The organism is Consotaella salsifontis, assembly GCF_900167365.1.
In the GTDB taxonomy this organism is placed as follows: Bacteria; Pseudomonadota; Alphaproteobacteria; order Rhizobiales; family Rhizobiaceae; genus Consotaella; species Consotaella salsifontis.
In genome coordinates this window covers 161,050-177,997 of record NZ_FUXL01000001.1, presented here as the reverse complement: position 1 = coordinate 177,997, position 16,948 = coordinate 161,050, and the positions used below count along the sequence as shown (strand labels likewise).

The following is a 16,948-nucleotide window of genomic DNA, read 5'->3' as shown; positions in this document are numbered from 1 at the left end:
GGCCCGAGGATCACCGGACCGCTCCAAACGCCTCAGTCGTTCGCCATGTCCTTGAAAACCCGCTCGTAGAGCGAATGCCAGCTGTCCTCGTTGCAGGCCGCCAGCAGGCCTCCCGCGACATGGCTCGTGCGGTAGGGCGAACCGTCCAATCGGCGCACGAAGCCGCCGGCCTCGGTGAAGATCAGAGCCCCCGCCAAGTGATCCCAGGGCATCAGCTTGTGATAGCTCAGGAAGTGGAGATGGCCTGAGGCGGCAAGCCGCCATTCGTGGCCGGCACAACGATAGTTCACGATCGAGCGAAGACTTGCCAAACGTTCGAAGAGTTCCGGCTTGAAGGCCTTGGCGAAGTAGGTGAGCGAGGCGGCGCCGACCGCATCCTCCAGCGCCGGGGGCGTTGCGACAGCGAGCCTATGACCGGAGCCGTCCGGGCGCTTCAGAAAGGCGCCGCTTCCCTTTTCCGCCACCATGGCGTCGTCGCCGAGCGGATCGTAGATCACGCCCGCCACCGTCTCGCCCTTGGCAACCACCGAAGCCATGACCGCGAAGAGTGGTGCGCCCGCCGCATAGTTCGCAGTGCCATCGATCGGATCGACGACGATGGCAAGATCGGCCGTTGCGACCTTGCCGAGAAGGCTTGGGTCGGCGGCGACGCCCTCCTCGCCCACGAACGCGGCCTCCGGCCAAAGGGCGGCGCAGTGTGCTCGGATCGCCCGCTCGGCGGCTTCATCCGCCTCCGTCACCAGGTCGATCGCCGACGTCTTGGCGCGGATGGCCGAGGGCTCCAGCCGGCGGAAGCGTGGCAGAATCTCCTCCCGTGCAGCATCCCTCAGAATGGCGACGAGTTGGTCGAGTTCGACGGGATTGGTCACGGGAGATCCTTTCCGGGGCTGAGCGCTGCGAAATCGAAGAGAGCCGGATCGAGAAGATGGCTCGGGCGGACATGGGCGAGCGCGCGAATCATGACGTCCTTACGCCCGGGAAACCGGCGTTCCAGATCGACGAGCATCGCCTTCATGGCGTTTCGCTGCAGGCCGTCCTGGCTGCCGCAGAGATCGCACGGGATGATGGGGAAACCCAGAGCTGCGGAGAAGCGTCCAAGGTCCTCCTCGGCGGCGCGGATCAGCGGGCGCAGCACCATCACGTCGCCCTCGTCGTTAACGAGCTTGGGCGGCATCGCCGCCAACCGGCCGCCATGGAAGAGGTTCATGAAAAACGTCTCCAGCGCGTCATCCCGATGATGGCCGAGAACCAGCGCCTCGCAGCCCTCCTCGCGCGCGACGCGGTAGAGGTGACCGCGCCGCAGGCGCGAGCAGAGCGAGCAGTAGGTCGCGCCTTCCGGCACCTTGTCGGTGACGATGGAATAAGTGTCGCGGTATTCGATGCGGTGGGCGATGCCGTGGGCCGAGAGAAAGTTCGGCAAGATCTCCTTGGGAAATCCCGGTTGCCCCTGGTCCAGATTGCAGGCGAGAAGGTCGACCGGCAGGAGGCCGCGCCAGGAAAGGTCGTGCAGCACAGCGAGGAGAGCGTAGGAATCCTTGCCGCCCGAGAGGCCGACGAGCCAGCGCGCGCCGGGGCGCGCCATGGCAAACTCTTCGATTGCCTCGCGCACCTGCCTCAGGAGGCGCTTGCGCAGCTTCTTGAAGGATACGCTGCTCGGTGCGTCGCGAAAGAGTGGGTGGCAATCCGGCCCCTCCCCTGCGTCCTCTCCGCTCCAGCTCTCAATTTCCTGGTCGCGCATCTCAAAGCCTTCGGGTTCATCTCTGGCGATCGCCGCGACGGCGGCTCGAGGACTGCACCCGCCGGCGCAGGCATTCTTCCGGCACCTGAACAAGCAAAAGGCCGCACGAGGCGGCCTTTCGTGTTTCGCAGAGCCTCGCGCCGTTGTTTAGCGCGAGTAGAACTCGACGACCAGATTGGGTTCCATCTGAACCGGATAGGGCACGTCGCCCAGGCCCGGCGTGCGGGCGTAGGTCGCGACCATCTTCTGGTGATCGACCTCGAGGTAGTCCGGCACGTCGCGCTCGGCGAGCTGGGTCGCCTCGATGACGATGGCGAGCTGCTTCGACTTCTCGCGCACCTCGATGACGTCGCCCGGCTTGCAGCGGTAGGAGCCGATGTTGGTCCGGCGTCCGTTGACGTTGACATGGCCGTGGTTGACGAACTGGCGCGCGGCGAAGATCGTGGGCACGAACTTGGCACGATAGACCAGGGCGTCGAGGCGGGACTCCAGCAGGCCGATCAGGTTTTCCGAGGTGTCGCCCTTGCGGCGCGCGGCCTCTTCATAAACCTTGCGGAACTGCTTCTCGGACACGTCGCCATAGTAGCCCTTGAGCTTCTGCTTGGCGCGCATCTGCAGACCGAAGTCCGAGATCTTGCCCTTGCGGCGCTGGCCATGCTGGCCGGGGCCATACTGGCGACGATTGACCGGGGACTTCGGGCGACCCCAGATGTTTTCGCCCATCCGGCGGTCAATTTTATACTTAACTGAATCGCGCTTGCTCATCGCATTTCCTTCAACAGCGAATCGATCCGACGGACGAGCCGACGAACCTATAGAGGAAACGCGCCCTCCTCTGCCCGCCTTCGGCGGACTGACAGGACGAGGCAGGCGCTAGCCGCCCTCGTCCACGGGACACGTCAAAAAGCCAGCCGAAGAGCCTTCGACTGGCTGCGGTGGTCGATAGACGCCGCCGGCGGCTGTGTCAATCCTGCGACGCCCCTTCCTCAGTATTTGGCGATAACCCAGACCGCGTGGATGATGCCGGGGAAATAGCCGAGAAGGGTCAGCAGAATATTGATCCAGAAATGTTTGCCGAACCCGACCTGCATGAACACGCCCACGGGCGGCAGGAGGATGGCGATGAGAATTCGGATAAGGTCCATCGAGAACTCCGAGGGGCACTGAAAACTACTTCGACAACGCCAAAGGCCGTTCGGCCGTTCCCTCGCCGGGACATTTGAGGCGGCTCATGGCGCTGGAGATTCTTGCTTTGCACGCCCCCCGGACATAGGTTCATCGTCGGATATCGAGATGTGGCAGGCTCATGGACAGGCTGAATTCCGTTGTTGATGCAATCGGCAACACGCCGCTCATTCGTTTGAAGCGGGCATCCGAGATCACCGGGTGCGAAATCTACGGCAAGGCCGAATTCATGAATCCCGGCCAGTCGGTCAAGGACCGGGCGGCGCTGGCGATCATCCGGGCAGCCGAGGCGGAGGACCTGCTTCAGCCGGGCGGCATCATCGTCGAGGGCACGGCGGGCAACACCGGCATCGGACTTGCCCTCGTCGCCAACGCCCTTGGCTACAGGACGGTCATCGTCATTCCGGAAACCCAGAGCGAGGAAAAGAAGGCGGCGCTCCGCCTGCTCGGTGTGGAGCTGGTCGAGGTCCCGGCTGTTCCGTACAAGGACCCGAACAACTACGTGAAGCTGTCGGGCCGCCTCGCCCAGCATCTCGCTGAGACCCACGCACAGGGCGCGATCTGGGCCAACCAGTTCGACAACGTGGCGAATCGCGAGGCGCATGTCGTCACGACGGCGGAAGAGATCTGGACCCAGACCGGCGGCCAGATCGACGGTTTCATCTGCGCGGTCGGCACGGGCGGCACGCTGGCGGGCACCGCGATGGGGCTCAAGCGTCGCTCTGGCCACATCAAGATCGGCCTCGCCGATCCGAGGGGCGCTGCTCTCTATAGCTGGTACACATCGGGAGAGATGAAGTCCGAGGGCTCCTCCGTCACGGAGGGCATCGGCCAAGGCCGCATCACCGCCAACCTCGAAGGCTTTACGCCCGATTTCTCCTATCGCATCGGCGATGAGGAAGCGCTGCCGATCCTCTTCGACCTGATCAAGGACGAAGGGCTCTGCCTTGGCGGTTCGTCCGGCATCAACATCGCCGGCGCCATCCGCATGGCGCGCGAACTTGGCCCCGGCCATACGATCGTGACGATCCTCTGCGATATCGGCGCGCGCTATCAGTCGAAGCTCTACAACCCGGCCTTCCTCCGGGCCAAGGACCTGCCCGTGCCGGCGTGGCTCGAACACAGAGCCAACTTCAACGTGCCGTTCGAGGCCGTCGAGTAATGGCCGCGACAGAGATTCTCTACAGGGACGATTCCTACCTTCGCAGCACCGAGGCCGAGCTCGTCGGGTTCGAGGGCGAGCGCGGGCTCGTATTCGACCGCTCGATCTTCTTCGCGACCGGCGGCGGCCAGCCCGGCGACACCGGCGTTGTCAGGACCTCGGATGGCCGCACCATCCGGATCACCGATACGGTCTATGGCGCGAATCGGGACTCCGTCGTTCTGCAGGCGGCAGAGCCGGTGGAAGGGCTCTCCCTGGGCCAGATGATGACTCAGGAAATCGATTGGGACCGGCGCCTGAAGCTGATGCGCATGCACACCGCCTGCCATCTTCTCTCCGTCGTCTGCCCCTTCCCCATAACCGGCGCCTCCGTCGGCGAGGAGGAAAGCCGCGTTGATTTCGACATTCCCGACGCACAGGCGAACAAGGCGGACGTGACGGCGGCCATGATGGCTCTCGTCGAGGCCGATCATCCCATTTTTACCCAGTGGATCACCGACGAGGAACTCGACGCCAATCCGGGCCTCGTCAAATCGGCCAACGTCAAGCCGCCACGCGGCTCCGGCCGCATCAGGCTCGTCTGCATCGGCGAGAATTCGAGCGTCGATACCCAGCCTTGTGGCGGGACCCATGTCGCCAGGACCAGCGAGGTCGGCGCCGTCCACATCGGCAAGATCGAAAAGAAGGGCCGGATCAACCGGCGCTTCCGCATCCGTTTCGGCTCCCTTCCCCAGTCTGGTTGACGCTCATGCATAAGAAGAGCCTCCTCATTTCGCCGCAGGAGCTGGCAAGCCATCTCGACCAGGCAGGGCGTAGCGGCCTTTCCATCGTCGATGCCTCGTGGACCATGCCCGCCGAACAGCGTTCGCCCCGCGCCGAGTTCGAGGCCGCGCACATTCCGGGCGCCGTGCTGTTCGACCAAGACGAGATCGTCCTGCCGGGCTCGGCGCTGCCGCACACGCTGCCGACGCCCGAGGTCTTCGCGGAGGCGGTCGGAAAGCTCGGCATCGCCCAGACCGACACGATCGTCGTCTACGACAGCAAGGGGCTGTTCAGCGCACCGCGCGTCTGGTGGCTGTTCAAGACTTTCGGCGCCCGCGACGTGCGCGTGCTCGATGGCGGTTTTCCGGCATGGCAGGCCGCCGGCCTGCCCGTGGAGGCCGGTCCGGCGGAGCCGCGGGCGACGACCTTCACCCCGAGTTTCAACGAAGAGGCCGTCGTCTTCCTGCCCGAGATGCGGGAGATCGTGGCCAGCCAAAGCGAGCAGATCGCCGATGCGCGCGCGTCCGCCCGCTTCACCGCCGAGGTACCGGAGCCGCGCCCTGGGCTGCGCTCGGGCCACATGCCGGGGGCCTCCAACCTTCCCTTCGACAAGCTGATCGAGGATGGCCGGCTGAAGCCGCAAGAGGAGCTGCGCCGCGTCTTTGCCGAATCCGGCCTCGACCTCGACCGCCCCATTGTGACCTCCTGCGGCTCGGGGGTGACGGCGGCGGTGATCAGTCTTGCGCTGGCGGCGCTCGATGTGGAGAACACCCGCCTCTACGACGGTTCCTGGACAGAGTGGGGCTCTCAATCCGACACGCCGGTCGAGACCGGGGCGGCCTCCTCGCGGTCGGCTTGATTCCCGTGACGCTGATCAAGGCCATCGTAACGCAGCTCATCATCTATCCGCCGGCGCGCCCGCTGTTGCCGTGGCCGGACGATGGGCGCGTCTATGCCCTCGTGCGGGCGCCGAACATTCCGGTCGGCTTCTATCGCTATCTCTACGACACGGTCGGCAAGGCCCACCACTGGACATCGCGCCACCTGCCTGACGCTCGTCTTGCCCAGGAGATCCACTCGCCCTCCATTGGCATTCACGTGCTCTATGTCGACGGCGCACCGGCCGGCTGGTTCGAGACCGAGCACAAGGTGCAGCTCAGGGAAACGCGCATCGTGCATTTTGCGGTGCTGCCGGATTTCCATGGCCAGAAGCTCGCGCGGCCATTGCTGACGCGGGCGATCGAGGCCGGACTCTCCACCGGGTGCGAGGTGCTTTCGCTGGAGACCAACACGCTGGACCACCCGGCGGCGTTGCGGCTCTACCGCACCAGCGGCTTTGAGGCGGTGGGCGTGCGCGAGGTGCTGACGGCGGCCATCGAACCTCGATGAGCTTTCTTCGCCGGCGGCCTCTGGACACACTGGCGTCATCGATCCGGGTTGCATAGTCTCCACCCGGCTCGACCTTAAGGAGGCTCGCCATGGCCAACCGCCCCGCACTCGCTCTTCCGCTCTCTCGCCGAAAGTTCCTCCTCGGCACGGCGGCAGCGGGCAGCTTCGTCCTGATCCATCCCTACTCGCTGCATGCCGCGCCGAACCAAGCCCATCTGCGGCTGCTCGAGACCACCGACATCCACGTCAACGTTTTTCCCTACGACTATTACGCCGACAAGGAGACGGACACGGTGGGCCTTGCCCGCACGGCGACGCTCATTGATGCGGTTCGGGCCGAGTCGAAGAACTCGATGCTGCTCGACAATGGCGATTTCCTCCAGGGCAACCCGATGGGCGACTATGTCGCCTACGAGCGCGGCATGAAGGACGGCGACATTCATCCCGTCATCGCCGCCATGAACACGCTTCAGTACGACGCCGGCACCCTCGGCAACCACGAGTTCAACTACGGCCTGGATTTCATGACGAAGGTGATGGCGGGTGCGAACTTCCCCTACGCCTGCGCCAACCTCGTCAAGGGCGACCTGAAGGGCAGCCCGCGCGAGGACGACCATTTCGTCAAACCCTATCTGATCCTCGACCGTGAGATCGAGATGGGCGACGGCGGCAAGAAGCCGATCAAGATCGGCATCATCGGCTTCGTCCCGCCGCAGATCATGATCTGGGATTCGCAGAACCTCCAGGGCAAGGCCGACACGCGCGACATCGTCGCGACCGCCAAGGCCTATGTGCCGCAGATGAAGGAGGAAGGCGCCGACATCATCATCGCCCTCTCCCATTCGGGCATCGCCGCCGGCAACGAGGAGAAGGCCGAGAACGCATCGCTCGCTCTGGCGGCGGTCGACGGCGTCGACGTCATCATGACCGGCCATCAGCACCTTCAGTTTCCGGGCGACGACTTCAAGGGCATCAAGGGCGCCGACCACAAGAAGGGCACGCTGCACGGTAAACCGGCCGTCATGGCTGGCTTCTGGGGCTCCCATATGGGCCTTGTCGACCTTCTGCTCGAGCACGACGGCGGTGCGTGGAAGATCGCCGACGCCACGGCCGAGCTGCGGCCGATCTACAAGCGCGTCGAAAAGAAGCCGGTGAGGACGGTCGAGAGCGAGAACAAGGTCCTCGACGCCGCGCGGGGCGACCACGAGGCGACGCTGAAATATGTGCGCACCCCCGTCGGCGAAACCGCCGCGCCGCTCTATTCCTATTTCGCGCTGGTGGCGGACGATCCGTCCGTACAGATCGTCAACAAGGCGCAGACATGGTACATGGAGAAGATCCTCAAGGGTGGCGAATACGCCTCCCTGCCGCTTCTCTCGGCGGCGGCGCCCTTCAAGGCGGGCGGCCGCGGCGGCGCCGACTATTACACCGACGTCAAGGCCGGCCCCATCGCCATCAAGAACGTCGCCGACCTCTACCTCTACCCGAACACCGTCCGCGCGGTGAAGATCAAGGGTTCGGACGTCAAGGAATGGCTGGAAATGTCGGCCGGCATGTTCCGCCAAATCGAGAAGGGCAAGGAAGACCAGCGGCTGCTCGCCGACGATTTTCCCTCCTACAACTACGATGTCATCGACGGCGTGACCTACCGCATCGACGTGACGCAGCCGGCGAAATACACGACCAAGGGCGAGATCGCCGACGATAAGGCCGAGCGCATCCTCGATCTCCAGTATGACGGCAAGCCCATCGATCCGGACCAGGAGTTCGTCGTCGCCACCAACAACTATCGCGCCGGTGGCGGCGGGAACTTTCCCGGCATCAATGAGGACAAGATCATCTATGTGGCGCCCGACGCCAATCGCGACGTCATCGTGCGCTACATTCACGAACTCGGCACCATCAACCCGTCTGCCGATGCGAACTGGTCCTTTGCGCCCGCGGACGGCACCGAGGTGCTCTTCGAAACCGGCCCTGGCGCCATCGTCTATGCCGATCAGGTCAAGGGCGTCACCATCAAGCCGGCAGGCGACGGGCCCAATGGTTTCAAGCTCTTCAAGCTCAAGATCTGACGCCAGCAGGCGGGCGCGGCGCTGTTGCGCTTGATCGCGCCGCCAAAATGCCTATCCCTCGCGGCAGTGTTTTGACTGCCGCGAGGGTTTTTCGTTGGTCCGCCTGCGCCGCATCCTTATCGCCCTTCTCATCGTCGCTCTGGCGCTCGCCGGCCTGTGGTTTTTCGGCCCGCGCGAGCCGGTGGACCTTGCCGTGACGTTCGATCCTGCCGAGATCGGTGCCGATCCGGAGAGCTATCTGAAGCGCGAGGAAGCCGATATTCCCAACCTCAGGCTCGAGGCGCAAAAGCAGATCGTCTGGGCCTATCCCGCATCGCGCGCCAAGACACCGCTCGCCATCGTCTATATCCACGGCTTCTCGGCATCCAAGGCCGAGCTTCGTCCGCTGCCGGACGAAATCGCCGGGGCGCTCCACGCCAATCTTTTCTTCACCCGCCTCGACGGGCACGGGCGAGACGGCCCGGGCCTTGCCATCACCGACGTCAACGCCTGGGTGAACGATCTCGCCGAGGCGCTCGCCATCGCCGACAGGATCGGCGAGAAAACCGTGATCGTCGCCAATTCCACGGGCGCCGCGCTGGCGACGCTGGGCGCCACCGTTCCCGGCCTGATGAAAAACGTTCAGGGGCTGGTTCTGATGTCGCCGAACTACCGCCTCCAGGATTGGCGGGCGCCGCTCCTGACTTTCCCCTTCGCGCGCAAGCTCGTGCCGCTCTTCGGCAGCGAGACAACGGCCGCCGCGACCTCCAACCCGGAGATCGAAAAGCACTGGACGAGGAGCTTCCCGACCGTCTCCTATTTGCCGATGGCGGCGCTGGCCAAGGCGGCGCGCTCGGCGGACGTTTCGACCATCCGCATCCCCGCGTTCTTTCTCTTTTCGCCCGAGGACCGCGTAATCGATCCCAATGCTGTGCGGGCGGTTGCGAGCCGCTGGGGCGCGCCGGCCGAAACGATGGAGGTGACGGGCGACAGCGACCCCGCGCATCACGTCCTGGCGGGGGATATCATCTCGCCCGCCACCACCGATGCTCTCGCTGCCCGCATCGTCGACTGGATCAGGTCCCTGCCGACGAACTAGGACGGCTCGAAACTTGGGGACCACGAGGCGACCGATATCAAACGCCCCCACTTGGCCGAGGCCGTCAGGTGCGAACCCTACCGCCGCCTCTGCCACGGCCGGCCACGGTCGCCGCGGTGGACGCCAGAATGAGCCCATAAAGCACCATGCTGGCGACGGTCGTCCAGGCTGAGACAGGCAGCAGCTCGACCCGCTCGCTGAAATCTGCAAAAAGCCGCACCGCGACGGACGCCTCAAGCAGCAGGGTCGGCACATAGAGAGCGGCGGTATAGCGCACGGGCGCACCAAGAACGGCCGGCAGGATGATCGGGGCGTGCGCGAAGACCATCGACAGGACGAAGCCAAGCGCGATGGCATGAACGGCCGCGTCGTGCCCCATGGCCGCAATTCCGGGAGGAGCCAGCGCCAGGCTGAATGCGGAGACGAGAAGCCAGAAATAGCCCAAAAGCAGCGAGGCCGCAGAATAGCGAGCGAGGCCACGCGAGAAGATCGTGCGCCGCGCGATGTCGTTACCGAGAAGCCAAAGAGCGATCGCGCCGAGGGAAACCGCGAGAAGAAGGGAGCCTTGCCATGGCTCTCCGCGCAGAAGGGCCACGGCAAACAGGGCGATGAACAAAAGGAGCGCCGCCTTGGCGGGCCCTGAGGCCATCATGAGCCGCGACAGCTCGATGCGTTCCGCGACGATGGTGAGAACGAGGAAGCCGAGCCAGATGTAGGTGACGTCAGCGATGCTTGCGCCCTGGAGCCAAAGACCCGAACCGATGGCCCAGAAGGCAGCGCCCGCCGTCATCACGGCAGTGAACAGCGTCGGCAGGCGCAGGGCTGCGAGAAACGTGAGGAGCGTCAGGCCGAAGCCCGCCGCCAGGAAGGCGCCCGCACCCGCAAGCTCGAAGCCGGAGAGCGAGAAGATCAGCCCGAGCACCGATACGACCGGCACCAGGAGCGCTGCGGCCCGGCCATCGGCCACCGCGCGCTCGATGGCGATCAGCGTGCCGAAGAAGCCCGAGATCATCAGGGCGCCATGAAACTCTCCGGCCGTGGCGGGCGCGACAACGATGCCAAGCCTTGCCAATCCTCCGGCAATGCCGAGAACCAGAGCCATGGATGCGGCTCCGATCAGCAGAAGCCGCGCCGCGCCAATCGCTTTCATGGCGCTCCGAACAGGCGTGAGAAGCCTGCCTTCACCGCGTGACCGAGAGCCGATGGACGCGGCGCGAACCGCTCCCTCACCGCCTCGACGGCAAGATCCGGGCTCCATTTGGCGGCGCGGTCGAGCTCCACGGAGACCACCCAGCCGGCTCCGAGCCGTTGTTCGACAGCCGCCCTCGCCGTTTCCGCGATGAGCGCACCGAGGGGGCAGGTCGGCGTCGTCATCATCAGGCAGATGGCGACGTGGCCCTCGCCAATCTCGATCGCCAGAACCAGGCCAAGGTCGACGATGTTGATGCCCAGTTCAGTATCGTCGACAGTGGCGAGCGCCGCGCGGACGACTTCAGCCGGATCTCCCATCTCAGCCTCGCGTGATCCGAATGCGCCATTCGTCCGGCCCCGCGACGACGTAGGCCCAGCCGAAACGCTCGCCGTAGCGGGCCGCGAAAAGGCCCTGAAGCGGTGCGGGATCATGGTCGTTGATGAACTCGAAGGCTTCGCCGTCGGCAAGGGAGTCGAACGTTCCGAAGATCGTCTCCTTGCGGGCGGCGCAGGGAAGACCGCGCACGTCGTGGACGGCAGTGATGGTCGCGGCAATGTTCATGAGGCGAGTTCCTGTTTCGATGGCCGGAGATTGCTCCGCCTTCGCCTCGCCCTCTTTGTCGGGCCGCAACGTTCGGCGGCCTTTGCCCATGGGTGACGCATACGCATACGAAAAGGGCGCGCCTTACGGCACGCCCTCGAAGTTCAGGTCGGACGCCGCATCGAGAAGAATGCGATCGGCGATCCCAGCGCCAGAGTGTCAGGCGCCCAGCAGCAACGTGTCGGCGCGGCGTTCACGCGCCATCTTTCCGAGCGAGGCGGATGGCTTTGTGTCCGCCCGCCTCTTCACGCACTCAGGCGATACCGCCGAGGCAGACATATTTGAGCTCCATGAACTCCTCGATGCCGTATTTCGAGCCCTCCCGGCCGAGGCCGGAGAGCTTGAAGCCGCCGAACGGCGCCTCGGCCGTGGAGACGAGCCCGCTGTTGACGCCGACGATGCCGTATTCCAGCGCCTCGGCCACCCGGAATGCGCGGCCGAGGTCCTTGGCGTAGAAATAGGCTGCGAGGCCAAACTCGGTGTCGTTGGCCTGGGCGATGACATCATCCTCGTCGGTGAAGCGGAAGAGCGGCGCCACCGGGCCAAAAGTCTCCTCCCGCGCCACGACCATCTCCTTGGTGACGTCGGTCAGGACCGTCGCCTCATAGAAGGTGCCGCCGAGCGGGTGCCGCTTGCCGCCGCGCGCGACCTTGGCGCCCTTGCCCAGCGCGTCCGAGATGTGCTCCTCGACCTTCTCCAGCGCCGCCTCGTCGATCAACGGCCCGAGGTTGATGCCCTGGTCGAAGCCGTTGCCGGTCTTCAACTTGCCCACCGCCTCGGAGAACTTGGCGGCGAAGGCATCATAGACGCCGTCCTGAACGTAGATGCGGTTGGCACAGACGCAGGTCTGGCCGTTGTTGCGGAACTTGGCGATCATCGCGCCCTCCACCGCCGCGTCGAGATCCGCGTCGTCGAACACGATGAACGGCGCATTGCCGCCGAGCTCGAGCCCCAACTTCTTGATCGTCGGCGCCGACTGGCGATAAAGCTCCGCGCCGATTTCGGTCGAGCCGGTGAAGGTGAGCTTGCGCACCGTCGGGTTGGCGGTCATCTCGCCGCCGATCTCGCTCGCCGAGCCTGTGAGCACACTGAAGAGCCCTTTGGGCAGGCCGGCCTCTTCGGCGAGGATGGCGAGAGCGATCGCCGAAAACGGGGTCTGCGAGGCAGGCTTCAGAACCATGGCGCATCCCGCCGCGAAGGCGGGACCGGCCTTGCGGGTGATCATGGCATTGGGGAAGTTCCAGGGCGTGATCGCCGCGACGACGCCGATCGGCTGCTTCATCACCAGGATGCGGCTGTCGGCGCGGTGGGGCGGGATGATGTCGCCATAGACGCGGCGCGCTTCTTCGGCGAACCACTCAATGAAGCTGGCTCCGTAGACGATCTCGCCCGTGGCCTCGGCCACCGGCTTGCCCTGCTCCAGGGTCAGGATACGCCCGAGCTCGTCCTTGTGGGCGATCATCAGGTCGAACCATTTGCGCAGAACGCCGGCGCGCTCCTTGGCCGTCCGTGCGGCCCAGCCCGTCTGCGCCTCCTTTGCCGCGGCGATGGCCTTATTCGTTTCGGCGGCGCCGAGCTTCGGCACCCGACCGATAATCTCGCCGGTCGCCGGATTCTTCACCTCGATCGCTTTGGCCGGGTCGGCGGAGATCCACTCTCCTCCCACCAGGGCGGCCTGCCGAAAGAGCGCTGAGGCGCCAATATCCATGATCTGTGCTCCTTGATTGCCGACCGCGCCGGGCGGGCCGGCCTTGCAGTGTCGGAACGGACCTCCAGCGCAAAGAGCCGGCGGAAGACCGCCACCCCGAGCGTGAAGCCACCGTCGCGACGCGTTCAACGGCACAGATAGTGGATTTTCGTCCAGAGACAGCCCCGAGAAGCTTACCGGCTATTCGGTCTCTGGCGATTTCAACCGGGCGATCGCCGCCGCCGCGTTCAGCGCCCGCAGGGCGGCGCAGGCCGCGCCGTAGCCGTTATCGATATTCGTGGTCAGAACGCCCGGCGCGCAGCTGCCGAGGGCCGAGGTCAGCGCCGCCTTGCCAGCGGCCGTAACACCGTAGCCGACGCTTGTCGGCACGGCGATGAGGAGGCCGGGCAAGAGCCCGCCCGCGACGGAGAAGAGCGCGCCTTCCATGCCCGCGACGAGGATCACGACCGGGTAATCGGCAAGCCGGTCCCGCACGCTCAACAGACGCCAAAGCCCGGCGACGCCGACATCTGTCACGAGGTCCGAGGCGACGCCCTCGAAGCGGAGCGTGCGCACGGCCTCGAGCGCGACGGCGACATCCGCCGTGCCGGCAGTGGCGACCGCCACCGAGCCCTGATCGTGAATCTCAGGCCAGGCGCCGAGCACCGCCGTGCGCGACAGCGGATCGTAGTCGAGCCGGGAGGAGAACGCCTCGGGCAGCGCCGCGAAGGCCTCGGGAGAAAGGCGCGTCATCAGACAGCGGCCATGGGCGGCGAAGGCTGCTTCGGCCGCGGCCACCGCCTGCTCCGTCGTTTTTCCGGAACAAAGCACGGCCTCGGCGATGCCGATGCGCCGTGGCCGATCGTCGTCGTGGCGGATCGCCCAATTGTTCATTCCGCGAAGTCCCTCAGCACCTTGCTCGAACACCGGCACCCCTGCCACTCCGCGCAAGCGGATGAGACCTCAGCGGTTGACCGACCGCATGGCAGTAGCGAAAAGCGCCCCTCGCGACAACCGCGCCCGTCCGACCTCGAGCATCGGCTTTCAGGCGACTTCCCTGGCAGCGCGATCAAGGCCCCATTCCAGGAGTTCGCGGGCGGCCTCGGCATCGCCAGCCTCGACATAGCAGCGAAGCTCCGGCGCGTTACCGGAGGCGCGGTAGTGAATGATGCGCCCATCCGCCAACGCCATCTTCACCCCGTCGAGATCATCCACGGCGGCAACCTGTCCGGCCGGTGCCATGAGGGTCGCACGATAGGCATCGTCCTTCGCGAGCCTATGGAGGAAGGCCGAACTCTTCTCCGACGCGATGTTCTGGAGGCGATGGGCCGCCGTGTGCCCCGCGTTCAGCCCGGCGACGACACGCGATAGCGGCATGCCGCTTCGCGCCACCTCGCAAAGCACGGACACGATCGGCAGCACGCAATCGCGGGTCGGCAGCGCGGCCAGGCGTCGCCCGTCCCTCTCAACGACGGACCCCAGAAGCGTGCCGCCATTCGCCTCGAATCCGACGATGCCAGGACGGCCCTGCCGCTCAGCCTCGGCCATGCCGGCAATCACGAAGGGAGAGCCAACCTTGGTGCGCAGAACTGTGGAAGCGATGCCCGAAGCCTCGATCGCCGAGGAGGACGTGACGGGCGTGACGATCGTCTGAAGGCCGAGATGGCGCGCCGTGAGCAGACCGAGGATGTCGCCGCGCAGGATGGCTCCGGTTTCGTCCGCCACGAGCGGGCGATCCGCGTCGCCATCGGTCGAAACGATGGCATCGAGATGTTGGCGAGCCGCTTCTGCCGCGATGAGCGCCACGTCCTCGGGTCGATGCGCCTCGGTATCGACCGGCACGAAGCGTTCGGCGCGGCCGAACGGCACGACGACCGCACCCATGCCATCCAGCAATTCGACCAGGAGGTCGCGGGCGACCGAGCTGTGCTGATAGACACCAATGGTGAGGCCGGCGAGCGCGTCATCGCCGAAGAACGCGATGGTCCGTTCCTTGAAGGTGGGGAGGATGGAAAGGCGCTCGCCCTCGCTTTCCCCCGCAGGCAATGCCGGCTCTTGCGAAAGGGCGACGGCGTTAGCGGCGATCGCCTCCTCATCCGCCTTGGTGATCTCGCCATCGGCCCGATAGAATTTCAGGCCGTTGCGGTCATCTGGAATATGGCTGCCGGTGATCATCACCGCCGGTGCGCGAAGGCGCAAAGCGGCCTCGGCGAGCGCCGGAGTCGGCACCGCACCGCACACCAATGGAGAGAAGCCTGCCGCCCGTGCCGCCGCGACGCAATCTCGAAGAATTGCGGGGCTGCTGGCGCGCAAATCATGGCCGAACAGCACCTCCCGACCGGCTTGACCGGGTAGTGTTTCGATATGCCGCAGGAACGCTCGTGTGTAGATTTGGCTCGGCTGCCCCGTCAAATCCTCAACCAGACCGCGCAGGCCGCTGGTCCCGAATTTCAGCGAACTCATCGTCATTACTCGCCGCCCCCGATCTCTTCAGACCCCTTGATTTTCGCGGGTTCCGGCCGCGCAACCGTGGTCCGGGGCCAGGACGCCCGAGGTGGCGACAAAGGTCAAGACCCGCCGTCGATTCCTCCCCTTTTGCGCCGCTGTGGCCAAGCTCGCCTTTCCATGGGACCATCGCTCCCTGTGAATCTGCCCTCTCGACAATCGATACGGGGCGGCTATGCGTGCCGCCCGCGAGCCGCTCGACAACAGGTTGATAGAATGACTCACTCTCAAACCTTCGCCGCCACCGACCCTCAGCAGATCAATCTCGAACCTATCGCGCTCGTGGCGCTGGAGGCTGGACGCCTGCTGATGGTCACGGGCGGCAAGGCCTCGGTGGTCCGGGAGGGCATCACGCTGGTCGCAGAGGGATTGGGTTCGGAGCGCACCGACATCCGCGTCGGATTTGCCTCGATCGCCGTCACCGTCACCGTCGCGGGCCGCACCATCACACGGATGGTCGGCGTCGGCGCCCATGGCGTCAACATGCAGCTCAACCACGCGCTGCGGGAGATCTGCGTCGAGGTCCAGCGCGGCGGCCAGAGCTGCGACGAGGTCGCGCGCCGGCTGACGGCGCTGGCGGGTGGAATGCCGCACTATCACCCGATCGTCGCCAGCCTCGCGGCCGGCATCGCCTGCGCCTCGTTCGGCCGGCTCCTCGGCATCGACTGGGCGGCCTTCCTGCCGGTCTTGATCGCCGGCACCATCGGCCAATTTCTGCGCATTCAGCTCAACCGGCGCGGCGTGAACGGCTTCGTCGTAACCGGCATCGTCGCCTTCGCTGCCTCGGCCCTCGCCGGTCTCATGGCGCTTTGGTCCCATAGTGGAATGCTGTCCATCGCCATGAGCGCGGCCGTGCTGATGCTCGTTCCGGGCGTTCCGGCGATCAACGCGCAGACCGATATCATGGAGGGCTTTCCGACCCTTGGCAGCGCCCGGGCGGTGAGCGTTTTCATGGTGCTGGTGTTCCTCACGGTGGGCGTCGGCGCGACGCGCATCATCTTCGGCGATGCCGTCGGCGAGAGCGTCGGGCTCCACAATCATGTGCTTCATCAGACGATCTTCGGCGCCATTGCGGCGGCGGGCTTCGGCGTACTTTTCAACTTCGAACTCGTGACGCTGCTTTGGGCGGGCGTCGCGGGCGCCATTGCCCTGGCCGTGCGCACCAGCGGCCTCGAGGCAGGCTGGACCCTCGAAGCGGCGTCCTTCGCCGCCGCCGTCGCGGTCGCCATCACCGTCGAGATCGCCGATACGCTGCCCGTGGACATCCGCCGCGCAGGCAACGCTCTGGCCGTCGCCGGCTGCATTCCGATGATCCCCGGCAGCGCCGCGGCGCATTGGATCATCGGCCTGCTCGAACTCACCAAACAGTCTCCGCAAAATCTCGAGCAGCTGGTGAACCTGACCTTCCAGAACGGCCTCAGGGTCATCTTCACCATCGGCGCGATCGGCGCGGGCGTCACGATCGTCGCGTCGCTGATGCGTCGGCCGAACTTCCCGAGGAAGGCTCGCGCGACCGGGCGTTCCGCCTGACCTTCCCGACAAGAGGCGAGCTCCGCTCCTGGCTTCGGCCCATCGATG

General features: G+C 65.5%; 17 protein-coding genes. 7 read left to right on the top strand and 10 right to left on the bottom strand.

Annotated features, from left to right (window positions below):
• Positions 1-32: 32 nt before the first annotated feature.
• The 4 genes from B5D38_RS00855 to B5D38_RS00840 form a co-directional block, all read right to left on the bottom strand.
• Positions 33-869, bottom strand: a complete 837-nt coding sequence (locus B5D38_RS00855; protein WP_078706479.1) for an inositol monophosphatase family protein — start codon at positions 867-869, stop codon at positions 33-35.
• The gene (gene ttcA / locus B5D38_RS00850) at positions 866-1,738 is read right to left on the bottom strand and encodes a tRNA 2-thiocytidine(32) synthetase TtcA (RefSeq protein WP_078706478.1); all 873 of its coding nucleotides are present in this window, start codon (positions 1,736-1,738) and stop codon (positions 866-868) included. The genes B5D38_RS00855 and ttcA overlap by 4 nt, the downstream gene beginning before the upstream one ends.
• 147 nt (positions 1,739-1,885) lie before the next feature.
• Complete coding sequence (gene rpsD, locus B5D38_RS00845; RefSeq protein WP_078706477.1) at positions 1,886-2,503, bottom strand: 30S ribosomal protein S4; 618 nt, start codon at positions 2,501-2,503, stop codon at positions 1,886-1,888.
• Positions 2,504-2,724: 221 nt separating this feature from the next.
• On the bottom strand, positions 2,725-2,883 hold the full coding sequence (locus B5D38_RS00840; protein WP_078706476.1) for a YqaE/Pmp3 family membrane protein: 159 nt from the start codon (positions 2,881-2,883) through the stop codon (positions 2,725-2,727).
• Positions 2,884-3,044: 161 nt separating this feature from the next.
• On the opposite strand from B5D38_RS00840, the gene B5D38_RS00835 reads away from it, so the two are divergent.
• From B5D38_RS00835 to B5D38_RS00810, 6 genes are all read left to right on the top strand, one after another.
• Positions 3,045-4,085, top strand: a complete 1,041-nt coding sequence (locus tag B5D38_RS00835; RefSeq protein ID WP_078706475.1) for a cysteine synthase A — start codon at positions 3,045-3,047, stop codon at positions 4,083-4,085.
• Positions 4,085-4,828 carry an alanyl-tRNA editing protein gene (locus B5D38_RS00830; RefSeq protein WP_078706474.1) on the top strand — a complete coding sequence of 248 codons (744 nt, stop codon included), beginning with the start codon at positions 4,085-4,087 and terminating at the stop codon, positions 4,826-4,828. Before B5D38_RS00835 ends, B5D38_RS00830 begins: the two co-directional genes overlap by 1 nt.
• 5 nt (positions 4,829-4,833) lie before the next feature.
• Positions 4,834-5,706, top strand: coding sequence for a 3-mercaptopyruvate sulfurtransferase (gene sseA / locus B5D38_RS00825; protein WP_078706473.1), 873 nt, complete (start codon positions 4,834-4,836; stop codon positions 5,704-5,706).
• A 5-nt stretch (positions 5,707-5,711) separates the two neighbouring features.
• On the top strand, positions 5,712-6,236 hold the full coding sequence (locus B5D38_RS00820) for a GNAT family N-acetyltransferase (protein ID WP_078706704.1): 525 nt from the start codon (positions 5,712-5,714) through the stop codon (positions 6,234-6,236).
• 89 nt (positions 6,237-6,325) lie between these two features.
• Entirely contained in the window at positions 6,326-8,308 is a 1,983-nt protein-coding gene (locus B5D38_RS00815; protein ID WP_078706472.1) for a bifunctional 2',3'-cyclic-nucleotide 2'-phosphodiesterase/3'-nucleotidase, read from the top strand.
• A gap of 94 nt (positions 8,309-8,402) precedes the next feature.
• A complete protein-coding gene (locus tag B5D38_RS00810) occupies positions 8,403-9,386 on the top strand; it encodes an alpha/beta hydrolase (RefSeq protein WP_245318706.1) in 984 nt (327 codons plus the stop codon).
• 64 nt (positions 9,387-9,450) lie between these two features.
• Here B5D38_RS00810 and B5D38_RS00805 read toward each other — a convergent pair whose 3' ends face one another.
• From B5D38_RS00805 to B5D38_RS00780, 6 genes are all read right to left on the bottom strand, one after another.
• Positions 9,451-10,536: a hypothetical protein gene (locus B5D38_RS00805; RefSeq protein ID WP_078706471.1), complete on the bottom strand. Its 1,086-nt coding sequence runs from the start codon at positions 10,534-10,536 to the stop codon at positions 9,451-9,453.
• Positions 10,533-10,895 carry a metal-sulfur cluster assembly factor gene (locus B5D38_RS00800; protein WP_078706470.1) on the bottom strand — a complete coding sequence of 121 codons (363 nt, stop codon included), beginning with the start codon at positions 10,893-10,895 and terminating at the stop codon, positions 10,533-10,535. The genes B5D38_RS00805 and B5D38_RS00800 overlap by 4 nt, the downstream gene beginning before the upstream one ends.
• A gap of 1 nt (position 10,896) precedes the next feature.
• Positions 10,897-11,139, bottom strand: coding sequence for a DUF2249 domain-containing protein (locus B5D38_RS00795; protein WP_078706702.1), 243 nt, complete (start codon positions 11,137-11,139; stop codon positions 10,897-10,899).
• A 292-nt stretch (positions 11,140-11,431) separates the two neighbouring features.
• Entirely contained in the window at positions 11,432-12,886 is a 1,455-nt protein-coding gene (locus B5D38_RS00790; RefSeq protein ID WP_078706469.1) for an NAD-dependent succinate-semialdehyde dehydrogenase, read from the bottom strand.
• Between the two features lie 180 nt (positions 12,887-13,066).
• A complete protein-coding gene (gene larB / locus B5D38_RS00785; RefSeq protein WP_078706468.1) occupies positions 13,067-13,759 on the bottom strand; it encodes a nickel pincer cofactor biosynthesis protein LarB in 693 nt (230 codons plus the stop codon).
• A gap of 150 nt (positions 13,760-13,909) precedes the next feature.
• Positions 13,910-15,328 (bottom strand): phosphomannomutase, encoded by a 1,419-nt coding sequence (locus B5D38_RS00780; protein ID WP_078706701.1) that lies wholly within the window; start codon positions 15,326-15,328, stop codon positions 13,910-13,912.
• 258 nt (positions 15,329-15,586) lie between these two features.
• Between B5D38_RS00780 and B5D38_RS22345 the strand changes: the two genes are divergently transcribed.
• A complete protein-coding gene (locus B5D38_RS22345) occupies positions 15,587-16,900 on the top strand; it encodes a threonine/serine exporter family protein (protein ID WP_207552865.1) in 1,314 nt (437 codons plus the stop codon).
• Positions 16,901-16,948: the final 48 nt, after the last annotated feature.

What these genes read in the sequence shown, in the direction of transcription:
- B5D38_RS22345 (WP_207552865.1), top strand. Translation starts at nt 15,587, where the DNA reads ATGACTCACTCTCAAACCTTCGCCGCCACCGACCCTCAGCAGATCAAT.
- B5D38_RS00800 (WP_078706470.1), bottom strand. Translation starts at nt 10,895, where the DNA reads ATGGGAGATCCGGCTGAAGTCGTCCGCGCGGCGCTCGCCACTGTCGAC.
- sseA (WP_078706473.1), top strand. Translation starts at nt 4,834, where the DNA reads ATGCATAAGAAGAGCCTCCTCATTTCGCCGCAGGAGCTGGCAAGCCAT.
- B5D38_RS00805 (WP_078706471.1), bottom strand. Translation starts at nt 10,536, where the DNA reads ATGAAAGCGATTGGCGCGGCGCGGCTTCTGCTGATCGGAGCCGCATCC.
- B5D38_RS00830 (WP_078706474.1), top strand. Translation starts at nt 4,085, where the DNA reads ATGGCCGCGACAGAGATTCTCTACAGGGACGATTCCTACCTTCGCAGC.
- B5D38_RS00795 (WP_078706702.1), bottom strand. Translation starts at nt 11,139, where the DNA reads ATGAACATTGCCGCGACCATCACTGCCGTCCACGACGTGCGCGGTCTT.
- B5D38_RS00790 (WP_078706469.1), bottom strand. Translation starts at nt 12,886, where the DNA reads ATGGATATTGGCGCCTCAGCGCTCTTTCGGCAGGCCGCCCTGGTGGGA.
- rpsD (WP_078706477.1), bottom strand. Translation starts at nt 2,503, where the DNA reads ATGAGCAAGCGCGATTCAGTTAAGTATAAAATTGACCGCCGGATGGGC.
- B5D38_RS00780 (WP_078706701.1), bottom strand. Translation starts at nt 15,328, where the DNA reads ATGAGTTCGCTGAAATTCGGGACCAGCGGCCTGCGCGGTCTGGTTGAG.
- B5D38_RS00840 (WP_078706476.1), bottom strand. Translation starts at nt 2,883, where the DNA reads ATGGACCTTATCCGAATTCTCATCGCCATCCTCCTGCCGCCCGTGGGC.
- B5D38_RS00835 (WP_078706475.1), top strand. Translation starts at nt 3,045, where the DNA reads ATGGACAGGCTGAATTCCGTTGTTGATGCAATCGGCAACACGCCGCTC.
- larB (WP_078706468.1), bottom strand. Translation starts at nt 13,759, where the DNA reads ATGAACAATTGGGCGATCCGCCACGACGACGATCGGCCACGGCGCATC.
- B5D38_RS00815 (WP_078706472.1), top strand. Translation starts at nt 6,326, where the DNA reads ATGGCCAACCGCCCCGCACTCGCTCTTCCGCTCTCTCGCCGAAAGTTC.
- ttcA (WP_078706478.1), bottom strand. Translation starts at nt 1,738, where the DNA reads ATGCGCGACCAGGAAATTGAGAGCTGGAGCGGAGAGGACGCAGGGGAG.